A 12,853-nucleotide genomic window follows, 5' to 3' on the forward strand; every position below is an offset into this window, starting at 1 on the left:
CTTATTACAATCCAAAAACCCTGTATTTGTTCACATCATCTCACCCAACCATCACAAGCTATCATATAAATAAGAGAATACAATAGAACTATGACATATACATCTGGAAAGATTCACTTATGTTAAATTCACTAAACCCAAACTAATCTGAATTGCTGTATCCACCTCTTCCATTGTGACTAATTCCAGAACACCTAACCGTTTAATTAATCTTTGTTTATCAATAGAACGAATTTGATTAAGAAGTGCAACAGAATCAACCTGTAAACCTCCTTCTGGTACTTTAATTAGCACTTCAGTAGGATACAAAGGTTCTGTAAACTGAGAAGTAAGAGCAGCTACAATAGTTATAGGACTATATTGATTAGAAACATCATTCTGCAAAATTAAAGCAGGTCGTGTTTTTTTGATTTCTGAACCGATAGTTGGATCAAAATTAACCAAGTAGATTTCACCACGCTGGGGATAGATAATTTTTCCTTTACTTAACACGCTTCCTCTTCCAAATTAAACCACTCTTCAACTAATCCTAAATCACGTTCTGCTCTTTTAATAGATCCTTGTTTCAACTGTTCTTTGATATTACTAAATTCACTGTAATTACCATTTGCATATTCATCACGCACTAATTGAATTTCTCTTTTAGTAGCTTCATCTTCTCGCCAATTTTCCTCTTCAGCTTGAGCAATAGCTTCATTAAGAAGCTGCGAAATTTGCCGTTTTTCTGATAAACTTAGCGCATTTAAGGAGTTAATCAGTAACTCCATCGGAATGAATAGATTTAATCCTGCCTGTGACATTGCTTTTATCATCATGCTATCGTCTTCTCAATTATATCAAATGATGCTAGATTAGGCTATAAAAACCCTGTATCTGTTCACATCATCTCACCCAACCATCATGTAAATAAGAGAAAACATAGAAATAGTTTGCGTTTTATTGCGTAAATATGAGGTTTATGAAAATAATAATATTATAGAATAATGTAGCTCAAATTATATTACTTATAGGGTAGTAATCAATTATGCAAATTAAAGGAATAAGCATGGCTTTAGTTCTGGGGCTTTCTTTGCCTATCGTCACAGATATTGCCGTCCAGAATCAAGCTGTGGCTAACCTCGCTTTTCCAGAGGGGGAATTTTTTGATGTGGAAGGTCAACCACGCAATTGGAATTTAACTCTTTGGCAAGCCAAAGGTAAGTATTACTACAAAAACTTAAACCTGACAACAGGAAAAAAACTTTGTTTAATTGGTGCTACAGCATCTGGTACTAAAGCCCGTCCTGTTTTCACCTGGACTAATGCCAAATATAAATATCGAGTTTCCTGGCAAACTGTCCAGTCCGATTTGGTTCGATTACAGGTAATAAATCCTTCAGGTCAGATGATTTTAAATGAATTGCTTGTCCGTCAACCTGGTGAATTTGAAGATCCCAATGCAACGAAATGTTAGAATCTATTAACAATGACTGAAAACTATCATTCTAAATTCTGAGGACTTCTGAATTTTTTCGGTATAGAAGCAATTGTTCTAGAATAGTAGATTGGGTTAATGCTGCGGCTACCTAACTATAAAAATTACCAGCATTACCCAATTACTGATTGAAAAATGCACCGTAGCCTTCAGTTCCCTAGGTTTTGTTTGTGTAGCAAAGACTTCAGTCGTTAAAACTTAATTTCAACTAAACTAAAAATAGAAACACCATGATATAAACTCTCTAAATTAACGACACATGACAGAGAAAGACTTGGAAGCTTTAATAGTCAAAATTGTCAAAAAAGTTATCAAAAAAGAAGTTAAAAATCTTAAACAGGATAACTTACCAATTGTATCAACACAGACAAATCATCCTTTAGAAACTTTTGTCCAAACTTTTATCACCGAAGAAGATACACGCAGTACAGCAGAAATTATTGATGATATATATACCAGCCCTACTGTAAATTTCTCTACCAAAGAAGATGTAGAACTTGAGCGTAAGTTGCGGGAACTCAAGTTTAAACAAGAACTGAGGAAAGATTGGATATTATTTATTGTCAAGGATGTAGTAGTATATCCTGCCACTATGCTTTTCATATTTGCTATCATTGGTTATTATGTATTCGTCTTATTTCATAAGTAGTAGGTGATGTAGCCCCTAAAAAATACTCAATTCATTTACTAGTATCTTTCCCAGTAATTCAAGTATAATCAATTCTCTGTGAATGAAATATAAAAATGTATAAAAAAAGCAATTTATTAGCTCAGAAGTGAATTTTTAGCTAGATAAATCTTTGTCTGCCTTTGTCTGCCAAAATGCCTGGTTGATTACTATTCTCTAAATTTGATTGCTATATTAGACTAAATCACTATTATGGCGAGGATTAAGAAGCTGTGCGGGATGATTTACAGGGCTTGGAGATTAGTCAAAAAGAACTTCAGCAATTGACTAATTTACCTGTTAGTGATAAATTGCTCATCATTACTAATCCGCTTAAAAAATGGGGAAAGCAATTAATAGCAAAAATTAAGGGTTCTGAGGGTGCTACCGTAGTTTTTATTGGATTTTCTACCTGTCTTTTTGTCTATTTACTAATTGATATAATCCTTAAATTATTTGCTCCGCAGATAAAAATTGCATCCGGGATATTATTAATCTTACTCAGTCTTTGGCTGGGTGGCGTGACACAAACTATATTATATGTGGTGTGGAAAACTAAAAATAACTTTCTCAAAACCCATATGACCAATTCTCTGCGAATTCTACTCAATGATGTTGAGCGCTATAATGCTGTTATTAAAGCTATCGATATTAATGACCAAATAGAAGCAGCTGGAAACCCAGAAGTAGGAATCAAGCAAAGAGAGAGAGTGATTGAAGCCTTAAATCTCACAAAAAGTGATTTAGTTCGGGCTTTAAAAACAGAAAAGATTTTGCGAGAAAATAAAACTTTTATTCTTAAAAATTCTGAATTATTTGTTAATAACTTGGCTACTTTAACATCAATGCAAGTTACTGAACAAGCCAGTGAGCATGGCAGATTATTAAATGAAGCATTGCAAATCGCTTTAGATGTGCAGTATGAAATGAGAAAATTACAAAGTCATAGATGAGTAAGTAGGTCGGCGTTAAACCAAAGACCTCTATTGATTTATCTGCGTACTCTTCTAGCAGCCACCCTAAGAATATCTATATCTGCGGTCAATTAATCTATGCAGTTTCATCTTCAGAAAGGCATAATCTCCTGTTCGGTTAAAGACTTATAATGAGGGAACCGCGCTCCAGATGAGGAGAGGCGGATAGTTTTTTTTTGATAAGTAATTAAGCGGGCATGAAATAACTCTTTCCCTAGGAGGTAAGGGTAATTTCCCCATCTTCTGGTAAGAAGGGAGTAAAATTAAATAATATGAATTAAGCGTTAGCGTAGCTTACCCTAGGTATCCCATATTGGTATGGACTGGAAAGAAATTAGAGGTAACTGGGTAGTCATTCCCCGAAATCCCATCGGTATAATCCATTTCTTGGGAGGAGCATTTGTCGCCACTGCACCCCATCTGACTTACCGTTGGTTACTAGAACAGTTTGCAGATAAAGGATATGTTGTGATTGCGACTCCCTTTATCAACACATTAGATCATAGTGCGATCGCGCAATCTGTATTACTTAACTTTGAACGCACTCGAGAACGGTTACACGATTCTGGAGAATTACGCAAGCTTTACCTCCCTACCTATGGCGTTGGGCATAGCATGGGTTGTAAACTCCATTTAATCATTGGCAGCCAGTTTAAAGTAGAACGTGCAGGCAATATTCTCATCTCCTTTAACAACTACACTGCCAGAGAAGCTATCCCCTTAGTAGAACAATTAAATTCTACCTTGGCAATCGAGTTTACTCCCACACCCACTGAAACTAACCAGCTTGTACAAGACAGTTATCAAATCCGACGTAATTTAATTATAAAATTTAGCAATGATAATCTCGATCAATCCGCAGCTTTAACAAAAATTTTACAAAATCGCTTTTCAGAAATGGTGACAGTACAAACCTTATCTGGAAATCATACCACACCATTAGGTCAAGATATTAAATGGCAACCTGGAACTTCTTTTACACCCTTTGATGCCTTAGGTCAATGGTTTAAGCAAGAAGTATACCGCGACTTGAACCAGCTAAAAAAATCCCTGCTCTTATGGCTCAACCCTCTTGCACCACCATAATAATATTTGATGAATATCAAAAAAACATAAGGATTCACAATTGAGTTGGTTGAAAATGGATTAATGGTGTTATGAAATTAATAACCTGTCATGCCTGCAAATTGCATCATTATCAGTTTATGTCCTAACATACCTGGCAACGGGTAGATTTTTACTTTCTTTTATTTTCCCATATAGTAGGATTCCTTTTTAATATGTGAAACAACAACCTCAACCTTAATTCTTTAGACTGCCTGTTGCCTGCTGGCAAGAGTCATTTCATGAATCAAAGTAGGACTCCTATAGAATATTTATTGATTGTATACGCTATTTATTATGTTTAAAATTCTAGTAATTGATGATGACTACTCAATACAGATACTCCTGAAAAGGATGTTAGAAAAACAGGGTTATCAAGTAATTACTGCTAATAATGGACAGGAAGGAATTGTACAGGCTCTAGCTTGTCCTCCAGCCCTAATTATTTGTGATTGGATTATGCCAGGTTTAACCGGGCTGGAAGTATGCGATCGCATTAAAAAAGATCCTCAGTTCTCCACCACATTCTTTATTTTATTAACATCCCTGGATTCAGTTGCAGATCGTGTTAAGGGACTAGATACTGGTGCGGATGATTTTATCTCTAAACCTATCGAGCAAAATGAACTCCAAGCCAGAGTGAGAGCAGGATTACGCCTACATCAGTTAAATCGAGATTTACAAACCCAAAAGCTATTATTAGAAACAGAACTAGCAGAAGCAGCAGAATACGTAAAATCGCTTCTACCTGTGCCTATGTCTACACCTCTGGGTATCAATTCTCGATTCCTTCCCTCTCGACAACTGGGTGGTGATTGTTTTGATTATTACTGGCTTGATTCCGACTCTTTAGCAATTTATCTGTTAGATACTGCTGGACATGGACTCAGAGCCACATTACCCTCTGTTTCTGTACTGAATTTACTTCGTTCTCGGGCGCTAAAAGGACTGAATTACTATCAACCTAGTCAGGTATTAGCAGCATTGAATGACACCTTTCAAATGAATTATAAAAATGATAAATACTTTACTATTTGGTATGGAGTTTATAACCGACTCAATCGTCAATTAATTTATGCTAGTGGTGGACATCCACCAGCAATATTAGTATCCAAACAATTTTCTATTAGTCCTGAAGTAAAACTATTAAAAACACCAGGTATGCCAGTTGGGATGTTTCCTGAAGCCAAATATGTTGATAGCACTTGTGATATTGACATATTTAGTAGCCTATATATTTTTAGTGATGGTGCTTATGAGATTACTAAATCAGATGGCACTCTTTGGAGTCTAGATGGATTTATTCAGCTAATACTTAGCTTACAAAACCATGCTTTTGATTATCAACTCGATCATATACTGGATTACTTAATCACTTTAAACTCCAAAGAAGCCTTTGATGATGATTTATCTCTCTTACAAATCAAATTCGATTAATTAATTCTTGGCAATTAAAACCTGATTAAAGGCATCTTGGCTAGGAAATATTTCAAATACCTCATTCATACTAGTCAATTCAAAAATCATCCTCACTTGCTCATTAATCGAACAGAGAACCATTTTAGTGCCAGCATCCCGGAGCATTTTGAAGGCTAACACCAGAGTTCCTAAACCAGAACTATCTAGAAACGTGATATTTTGACAATCAACTAATACAATTTTTGCGCCACTTTCAAGAATTTGGGCAATGTCTTGCTGAAATTCTGATGAGGTGTCGGCGGTTAAATTTTTTTCAATTGTAAGAACTTTCACCTGCTGACTCATAATTAAGTTACTCTGATTGACTCAATGATGTTCTGTTTTAGCTAGTATATACCAATATCGGAATTTAAAAAAATCTAATTTTCTCAACCCTCTAAAATTATTTTAATTATGAAAATTAGACTAAAAAAGTGAGATTCTTTAGCTAAAAAATTATATAAAATTGTTATCTTTGAACTGATAATTAGCAAATTTATGATAGGAATTGATTCATAGCAAATCAATAGTTAACTTTGAACATTTGTGAGCCGATTCACCTTAGCTCGATAAAGCAGCTTTTCACCTTGACTGTATCCAATATAACTCACCTTCACAATTTCGCCAGGTTGGGCGGTTCCCTCCAATAATTGGTGTAATTGGGGATTATAGGGAATTTCTGCGCCCACGGAGGCGATCGCTTCCACTCCCCAAGCCTGCAATAATTTCTCTAGGGACTTCTGCACCAAAGGGACTATTTTGATAGCTTCTAGCTGGGGATTCTCCTTGGCTTTCTGCGCTGCTGTCGGCCAGAACAACAATAAAGACTCCAAAATTTGCAAACTTGACTGCTGAAACTCTTGCTGTAATAACTCTCGCTGTTGTTCGAGTGTCAGCACGATTCGCTCGTACTCTCTTTTTAAATCGGCAATTTCTTGTAATAGCTTTTTTTCAGTATTGGGGTGCTGTGTGTTGACGGTGGAACTCAGCACTTGGTACTCAGAACTCCCATCTGAAAAAGTTGCTACAAATTCACTCAATGATAGCTGTAAGCTATTTGATAGCTTAACCACCACCTCCACTCGCATCTGCTTAAGCTTTCCCCGTCGCAAAGATAAAATTTGCCGCTCGGAAACATTAGCCGCACGACTTAAAGATTTAAAATTAGAAATACCCACAAGTTGCATTAAATTTTGCAACTTTTTGGTGAAATTATCATCCAGCATAAAAAATGGGGTAAAGGCATTGTTACCTATTATACCCCATTTTCTAAATCTCTACTCTTCCAGCAAACTTCTCAACATCCAAGCTGTTTTTTCATGAACCTGCATCCTTTGAGTTAATAAATCTGCACTAGGTTCGTCATTAACTTCATCTACCATTGGGAAGATAGATCGTGCAGTTCTGACTACGGCTTCTTGTCCTTCTACTAATAGCTGAATCATTTCTTTAGCTTTAGGAACTCCAGGAGTTTCGGGAATTGAACTCAGTTGGGCATATTCACTATAAGTTCCCGGTGCGGGATAGCCAAGCGCTCTAATCCTTTCGGCAATTAAATCAACTGCTAAGGCTAGTTCTGTATACTGTGTCTCAAACATCAAATGCAATGTTTGGAACATCGGCCCTGTGACGTTCCAATGAAAATTATGGGTTTTCAGATAAAGTGAATAGGTGTCAGCTAATAAGCGAGACAATCCTTCGGCAATTTTGCCTCTACTAACATCATCAATACCGATATTCACATTTTTGACTTTTGCTGAAGATGACATAATTTTTGGCTCCAAATAACTCTGTTAAAGTGCTAGTTGTTTCTAAGCATTCAGCTGTCAGCTAATAGCTTTTCATGCTAAGTGCATCTTGAGAACACTCTTGGTAGCTTTGCGAACTCTGGCTATAATGGTTTCTTTGCCCAGACGTTGGCAAGCTTCATAACGATGGCAACCAGAAAAGCCATAATAACGTCCATCTACTTCCAGGACATCTATAGGTTCTTGTTGCCCAATTTCCGCAATCGATGCCATTAAGGATTGTACTTTTAAGGGATCGTTCTGACGCGGCAAGGGTCGTTGAATTTGATTTAAGGGAATTTCTTGAATCCTAACCATAAGGAGTTTCGCTGATTAGTTCTGTTTTGTACCTCCAACTAAATCATAGTCGTTATGACTTTAATAAAGCAAGTGTTAGGCGAAAAACGGGTAATGCTATTATGGGAATGAGTATGCGACACAACAAAAACGCTACAAAACCAATTAAAATCAGCCCCAAAGCCTCACTGTGGGAGCCAAATCAAGTTTCCATGAAAATTTTTTTCTGGCGTTCTGCCTACAAAATACTGACGACCTTTTGCTTATTGGGACTAACTGCTGCATCCGAGCCTGTGAACAATAGCCAAGATGTGGAACTAAAAATTGGGATTGTGCAGCGATTTGGAGCGACACCCGCAGCCAAGCTGGAACTAACACCAACAAAAGGCGATCGCATCAAGCTAAAATTTTCAGTAGGTAATCAGCCCCAAACCTTAGTTACATCAAACCCCGTCCCACTGGAAACAGTCATGGAAACCCTACCCGAACCCAAAGTTCAAGAGGTAGTGGTTTTAGGAAACTACCGCACCTTTGAAACAGCCGAAGACAGCGCCAAAAACTGGCGGAATCTGGGACTACAGGTAGAAATAGCCCAGCCAGAACGCTGGCAAGTATGGGCAAAACGTGATGTTTACAGCACTCCGGTACTTCGGCGCTTGCTATTAAAAAGTATTGAAACTTCAGGACAAAAACTTCCCTACCTAGATACCCAAATTCTCAAACAAGTACCGCGAGTGAGTTGGGTAGTCAACGGTAAACGCTACAGCCAGAACTATCTAGAAATTAGCAGTGACAAAAACTTAATTAGGGTAAATAAAGCTGAAAAACCTGGAAATGCGCGTCTTTATGCCGGCAAGATGAACTTGCAACCCAATGCCTACGGTACTTACTCTTTGGTTAATCAAGTCCCCTTAGAAACCTATTTGCGGGGGGTTTTACCCTATGAAATTGGTACGAGTGCGCCCAAGACATCTTTAGAAGCTCAGGCAGTGATTGCTCGCACCTATGCGCTGAGAAATTTACGCAGGTTTGCTGTAGATGACTACCAATTATGTGCAGATACCCACTGCCAAGTTTATGATGGGCTGAATGGAGTGGCTAAAACAACAGATCAAGCGATCGCCGCAACACGGGGAATGGTACTAACTTATAATCAAGAATTAGTAGACGCACTCTATTCTTCGACTACAGGTGGAGTCACTGCCTCATTTAGCGATGTCTGGAATGGTGAAGATCGTCCTTATTTGCGCCCAGTAGTAGATGCAGCCACAAATCTTTGGAGCTTATCCCAGAAGAGTTTAGCAGACGAAAAAAACTTCCAACAGTTTATTAACCTGCAACAAGGATTTAATGAAAGTACCTGGGATGTGTTTCGCTGGAACAAGCAAACCAGCCTAGAGGATATTACCAAAGACTTGCAGAAATTTTTGCGGGTGAAAAAGAGTCCCTATGCCAAATTTAAAACAGTTGAGGCCATAGCCGTAGTCAAACGCAGTCAAAGCGGCAGGATTCTCGATTTGGCAGTAAAAACGGATATCGGTGTGTTTATTCTCCACAAAGATGAAGTTCGCAGTGCCTTTGCCGCTCCCCGCAGTACACTTTTTTATTTGCAACCCCTCAACAAAGGTAAATCAGACTTGTGGGGATACGCCTTTATAGGAGGTGGACTAGGGCATGGAGTAGGATTGAGTCAAACCGGCGCTCAACATTTAGCCAAGCTAGGTTGGTCAAGTAGCAAAATTCTCCAATTCTATTATCCTGGTACACAAATTAAAATCCTTGGCAACGATATTAAGCCTTTCTTGAAAAATTAGAAAATATCACCCAGTGAAAAAACAAAGGGGGCAGAAATGGAATATCCATTTTTACTACCCCTTTTAACTTTTGTCCAAACAATAATGGAAAAAGAAAGTTTGTATGAGACAACCAGAAATAAGAATGAAAAAACTTTTTTTCCTGATTGCTACCTTGTCGATGATTTTCAAGGTGCGTTGATGACAGTAACGCCTAAATCTTAGTAGAGGTCTTCTTCTTTGTGAGTTTGGATGGTTACGTCAGAGGCTGGGTAAGCGACACAAGTTAGTACATATCCAGCTTCGATTTGATCATCATCTAAGAATGATTGGTCAGATTGATCCACAGTACCCGATACAATCTTTCCTGCACAGGTAGAACAAGCACCTGCACGGCAAGAGTAGGGCAAGTCAAGACCAGCTTCTTCAGCTGCATCGAGAATATAGGTATCGTCATCAACGTCAATTGTTGTGTCTACCCCTTCAGCTTCGTGGATAAGTCTGACTTTGTAAGTAGCCATTTAGTATTCCTCTCTTATTACAACGGCAGTATAAGTAATCCTAAAGCAAACAGTGCGGCTACCCCTGTGGGATCAGCCGTTGGTTCAAATTTGCTTCAATTCTGATACTACGGGAAAAATTAAACCTTGTAACCGAAAATTGACCGCGATTAGTAATGAAATTTAGTTAATTATTACTAATAAGTTTTAGTTATATAAAATCTTCGCCTGGATAGATGTGCAAACAATTTAGGACTTACTCCCCAAGAGTATTGCTATCAGCAGGGTGTAGGATGTGGAATACGTCTATATTTCACACATATTTCACAATATGTTCACCAATTTCTGAAAAGCCCTCTTTCTTCCACCCGTCCTTCCACCTTCTGATATCAATTCACTTAATTAAAACTACAAATGAATATCCCTGTCCCCGTGTCTCCGCGTCCCCGTGTCTCCGCGTCCCCGTGTCTCCGCGTCCCCGTGTCCCCGTGTCCCCGTGTCCCCGTGTCCCCGTGTCTCCGCGTCCCCGTGTCTCCATGCCCCCGTGTCTCCGCGTCCCCGTGTCTCCATGTCCCCGTGTCCCCGTGTCTCCGCGTCCCCTTCCGCGTCTGTCCATTTGTATCAATCTGAAAGTGAAACGATATTAAGCTGCTTTAGACTAGCTTTTTGATAGAATGCCTATGGCATTGATAGCACTGTGACCAATTAAGTAGTCAGTAAACAAGAGCGCTGTACAAAAACCAACTTAACTCTGTGCAGCCAAGAAAAACCAACAAACAGAACTGCTGAACATCATGTATAATTCCGATGCATCTTTGGCAAATACAACCATGCGGGTGGGTTTAGTTGGTACTGGGTATGCGGCAAAACTCCGGGCTGAAGCATTGCGGCAAGATCCGCGATCGCATTTAGTTGCGATCGCAGGACATACTCCCAAACAGACAGCAACCTTTGCTCAAGAATATCAAACCCAGGTGATGAATTCTTGGCAACAGCTAGTAGAGCAAGACGATATCGATTTAGTTGTCATCTCTACAATTAATCGAGATCATGGTAAAATCGCTCATGCTGCCCTTACCAACGGCAAACACGTCATTGTCGAGTACCCCCTTTCTGTGGATGTGAAAGAAGCTGAAGAACTAATCGCTTTAGCCAAGTCCAAAAATAAACTGCTGCACGTCGAACATATTGAACTTTTGGGCGGTTGGCATCAAGCTTTAAAACAACATTTAGCCCAACTTGGTGAATTGTTTTATGTCCGCTACAGCACCGTTAACCCCCGGCATCCAGCACCCCGGAAGTGGACTTACAACCATGATTTCTTCGGTTTTCCTTTAATTGGCGCACTCTCTCGCTTACATCGTCTGACTGATTTGTTTGGTGAAGTCTTTACTGTGAATTGTCACCAGCGATATTGGGAAACGGAGACAGATTATTATCAATCCTGTTTATGCGTGGTTCAATTGTGCTTTACCAGTGGGTTGTTAGCTCAAGTGATTTATGGCAAAGGTGAATCCCTATGGCAGTCAGAAAGGAAATTTGAAATTCACGGCGAAAAAGGGGGGTTAATTCTAGATGGAGATACAGGAATGTTGGTGCAAGCTGAGGAAACAACGTTGATTGATTTGGGTACTCGTCGGGGTTTGTTTGCTAAAGATACGAATATGGTGTTAGACCGTCTTTTTCATGGCACTCCCTTGTATGTCACCCCGGAACAAAGCTTGTATACCCTCAAGGTTGCAGATGCTGCCCAGAGGGCTGCGGAAACAGGTTTAACTATATTTTTAACAAAAGAGTCATAAATGAAAACCAAAACTGAACCAATAGTTATTTTATCCCAGCGAGAAATAGAAAAAATGCGTCGGGCTGGACGTTTGGCTGCCCAGCTGTTACAACATCTAGAACCTTTGGTAAAACCAGGGGTTAGTACTCTCCAACTCAATGATGAAGCGGAACGTTGGACAAAAGCCCACGGAGGGAAAAGCGCCCCTCTAGGCTATAGGGGTTTTCCGAAGTCAATTTGTACCAGCGTGAATGAGGTGATCTGTCACGGTATTCCTAATGCTAAACAGATTCTCAAGGAAGGTGACATTATCAATATTGATGTCACACCTATTGTCGATGGTTATCACGGTGATACTTCTAAGACATTTATTGTCGGTGTATCTTCTCCCAAGGTACAAAAGTTGGTAGAAGTGACAGAAGAGTGTCTTCGCTTAGGTATTGCAGAAGTGAAACCAGATGCGAAGATTGGGGATATTGGGGCAGCTATTCAAGAGTATGCCGAGGCTCAAGGCTTTTCTGTGGTGCGGGATTTTGTGGGACATGGGATTAGTAATATTTTCCACACGTCCCCAGATATTCCCCATTATGGCATCAGGGGTAGAGGCAAGCGGCTGAGACCAGGTATGGTGTTTACCATTGAGCCGATGATTAATGAAGGAACCTATGAAGTAGAGATGTTGAATGATGGTTGGACTGCGGTAACGCGCGATCGCAAACTATCGGCTCAATTTGAGCATACATTAGCAGTGACCGAAGATGGGGTTGAAATTCTGACTCTTCTACCATAACTACCAGATATCTCTCCGATACAAAAAAGCTAACTAATGCTAACAATAGCCAGCTTTTTCTTCCTGCTTCTTCAGTTCGACAGTTCGACAGGCTCACTGACCACTGCGCTCACTGACCTCCTAGAAGTGTCGGCACTATCTAGTCCACAGGCTAACACGGTCAATCTGACCGCTTCTTGTTTCAAGTTAATCGCAGCGTTTAAATCTCTGTCACACTCAAAGCCGC

General features: G+C 39.3%; 16 protein-coding genes. 9 read left to right on the plus strand and 7 right to left on the minus strand.

What is annotated here, in order from left to right; translation table 11 throughout:
* Window positions 1–117: 117 nt before the first annotated feature.
* On the minus strand, window positions 118–492 hold the full coding sequence (locus tag H6G68_RS22485) for a type II toxin-antitoxin system PemK/MazF family toxin (RefSeq protein WP_190908639.1): 375 nt from the start codon (window positions 490–492) through the stop codon (window positions 118–120).
* Entirely contained in the window at window positions 486–815 is a 330-nt protein-coding gene (locus tag H6G68_RS22490; protein ID WP_242045359.1) for a hypothetical protein, read from the minus strand. Before H6G68_RS22490 ends, H6G68_RS22485 begins: the two co-directional genes overlap by 7 nt.
* A gap of 209 nt (window positions 816–1,024) precedes the next feature.
* On the opposite strand from H6G68_RS22490, the gene H6G68_RS22495 reads away from it, so the two are divergent.
* The 5 genes from H6G68_RS22495 to H6G68_RS22515 all read left to right on the plus strand — a co-directional run bounded on the left by H6G68_RS22495 (window position 1,025) and on the right by H6G68_RS22515 (window position 5,656).
* Complete coding sequence (locus H6G68_RS22495; RefSeq protein WP_190908640.1) at window positions 1,025–1,453, plus strand: hypothetical protein; 429 nt, start codon at window positions 1,025–1,027, stop codon at window positions 1,451–1,453.
* 280 nt (window positions 1,454–1,733) lie between these two features.
* Window positions 1,734–2,123, plus strand: coding sequence for a hypothetical protein (locus H6G68_RS22500; protein ID WP_190908641.1), 390 nt, complete (start codon window positions 1,734–1,736; stop codon window positions 2,121–2,123).
* A gap of 251 nt (window positions 2,124–2,374) precedes the next feature.
* A complete protein-coding gene (locus H6G68_RS22505) occupies window positions 2,375–3,094 on the plus strand; it encodes a hypothetical protein (RefSeq protein WP_190908642.1) in 720 nt (239 codons plus the stop codon).
* Window positions 3,095–3,433: 339 nt separating this feature from the next.
* Entirely contained in the window at window positions 3,434–4,201 is a 768-nt protein-coding gene (locus H6G68_RS22510; protein ID WP_190908643.1) for a DUF1350 family protein, read from the plus strand.
* Between the two features lie 315 nt (window positions 4,202–4,516).
* Window positions 4,517–5,656 carry a PP2C family protein-serine/threonine phosphatase gene (locus tag H6G68_RS22515; RefSeq protein ID WP_190908644.1) on the plus strand — a complete coding sequence of 380 codons (1,140 nt, stop codon included), beginning with the start codon at window positions 4,517–4,519 and terminating at the stop codon, window positions 5,654–5,656.
* Here H6G68_RS22515 and H6G68_RS22520 read toward each other — a convergent pair whose 3' ends face one another.
* The 4 genes from H6G68_RS22520 to H6G68_RS22535 all read right to left on the minus strand — a co-directional run bounded on the left by H6G68_RS22520 (window position 5,657) and on the right by H6G68_RS22535 (window position 7,782).
* Window positions 5,657–5,983, minus strand: coding sequence for an STAS domain-containing protein (locus tag H6G68_RS22520; protein ID WP_127052087.1), 327 nt, complete (start codon window positions 5,981–5,983; stop codon window positions 5,657–5,659). It lies immediately after the preceding gene.
* Window positions 5,984–6,207: 224 nt separating this feature from the next.
* Complete coding sequence (locus H6G68_RS22525) at window positions 6,208–6,903, minus strand: nucleotide exchange factor GrpE (protein ID WP_190908645.1); 696 nt, start codon at window positions 6,901–6,903, stop codon at window positions 6,208–6,210.
* Window positions 6,904–6,954: 51 nt separating this feature from the next.
* On the minus strand, window positions 6,955–7,446 hold the full coding sequence (locus tag H6G68_RS22530) for a Dps family protein (protein ID WP_127052089.1): 492 nt from the start codon (window positions 7,444–7,446) through the stop codon (window positions 6,955–6,957).
* 72 nt (window positions 7,447–7,518) lie between these two features.
* Window positions 7,519–7,782 (minus strand): ParB N-terminal domain-containing protein, encoded by a 264-nt coding sequence (locus H6G68_RS22535; protein ID WP_190908646.1) that lies wholly within the window; start codon window positions 7,780–7,782, stop codon window positions 7,519–7,521.
* Between the two features lie 113 nt (window positions 7,783–7,895).
* Here H6G68_RS22535 and H6G68_RS22540 point away from each other — a divergent pair, with 113 nt between their 5' ends.
* Complete coding sequence (locus H6G68_RS22540; RefSeq protein WP_190908647.1) at window positions 7,896–9,575, plus strand: SpoIID/LytB domain-containing protein; 1,680 nt, start codon at window positions 7,896–7,898, stop codon at window positions 9,573–9,575.
* A 200-nt stretch (window positions 9,576–9,775) separates the two neighbouring features.
* On the opposite strand, the gene H6G68_RS22545 is transcribed toward H6G68_RS22540, so the two are convergent.
* Window positions 9,776–10,075 (minus strand): 2Fe-2S iron-sulfur cluster-binding protein, encoded by a 300-nt coding sequence (locus tag H6G68_RS22545; protein ID WP_127052091.1) that lies wholly within the window; start codon window positions 10,073–10,075, stop codon window positions 9,776–9,778.
* 773 nt (window positions 10,076–10,848) lie between these two features.
* On the opposite strand from H6G68_RS22545, the gene H6G68_RS22550 reads away from it, so the two are divergent.
* From H6G68_RS22550 to H6G68_RS26975, 3 genes are all read left to right on the plus strand, one after another.
* Window positions 10,849–11,856: a Gfo/Idh/MocA family protein gene (locus tag H6G68_RS22550; protein WP_190908648.1), complete on the plus strand. Its 1,008-nt coding sequence runs from the start codon at window positions 10,849–10,851 to the stop codon at window positions 11,854–11,856.
* Complete coding sequence (gene map / locus H6G68_RS22555) at window positions 11,857–12,627, plus strand: type I methionyl aminopeptidase (protein ID WP_190908649.1); 771 nt, start codon at window positions 11,857–11,859, stop codon at window positions 12,625–12,627.
* Window positions 12,628–12,663: 36 nt separating this feature from the next.
* On the plus strand, window positions 12,664–12,853 hold a 190-nt coding region (locus H6G68_RS26975), incomplete at its 3' end, for a hypothetical protein (RefSeq protein ID WP_206757415.1).

Source organism: Anabaena catenula FACHB-362, from assembly GCF_014698735.1.
GTDB classification, from domain to species: Bacteria; Cyanobacteriota; Cyanobacteriia; order Cyanobacteriales; family Nostocaceae; genus Anabaena; species Anabaena variabilis_A.

Coding starts and splice junctions, on each gene's coding strand:
- H6G68_RS22490 (WP_242045359.1), bottom strand. CDS start 815: ATGATGATAAAAGCAATGTCACAGGCAGGATTAAATCTATTCATTCCG.
- H6G68_RS22495 (WP_190908640.1), top strand. CDS start 1,025: ATGCAAATTAAAGGAATAAGCATGGCTTTAGTTCTGGGGCTTTCTTTG.
- H6G68_RS22500 (WP_190908641.1), top strand. CDS start 1,734: ATGACAGAGAAAGACTTGGAAGCTTTAATAGTCAAAATTGTCAAAAAA.
- H6G68_RS22510 (WP_190908643.1), top strand. CDS start 3,434: ATGGACTGGAAAGAAATTAGAGGTAACTGGGTAGTCATTCCCCGAAAT.
- H6G68_RS22515 (WP_190908644.1), top strand. CDS start 4,517: ATGTTTAAAATTCTAGTAATTGATGATGACTACTCAATACAGATACTC.
- H6G68_RS22520 (WP_127052087.1), bottom strand. CDS start 5,983: ATGAGTCAGCAGGTGAAAGTTCTTACAATTGAAAAAAATTTAACCGCC.
- H6G68_RS22525 (WP_190908645.1), bottom strand. CDS start 6,903: ATGCTGGATGATAATTTCACCAAAAAGTTGCAAAATTTAATGCAACTT.
- H6G68_RS22530 (WP_127052089.1), bottom strand. CDS start 7,446: ATGTCATCTTCAGCAAAAGTCAAAAATGTGAATATCGGTATTGATGAT.
- H6G68_RS22535 (WP_190908646.1), bottom strand. CDS start 7,782: ATGGTTAGGATTCAAGAAATTCCCTTAAATCAAATTCAACGACCCTTG.
- H6G68_RS22540 (WP_190908647.1), top strand. CDS start 7,896: ATGCGACACAACAAAAACGCTACAAAACCAATTAAAATCAGCCCCAAA.
- H6G68_RS22545 (WP_127052091.1), bottom strand. CDS start 10,075: ATGGCTACTTACAAAGTCAGACTTATCCACGAAGCTGAAGGGGTAGAC.
- H6G68_RS22550 (WP_190908648.1), top strand. CDS start 10,849: ATGTATAATTCCGATGCATCTTTGGCAAATACAACCATGCGGGTGGGT.
- map (WP_190908649.1), top strand. CDS start 11,857: ATGAAAACCAAAACTGAACCAATAGTTATTTTATCCCAGCGAGAAATA.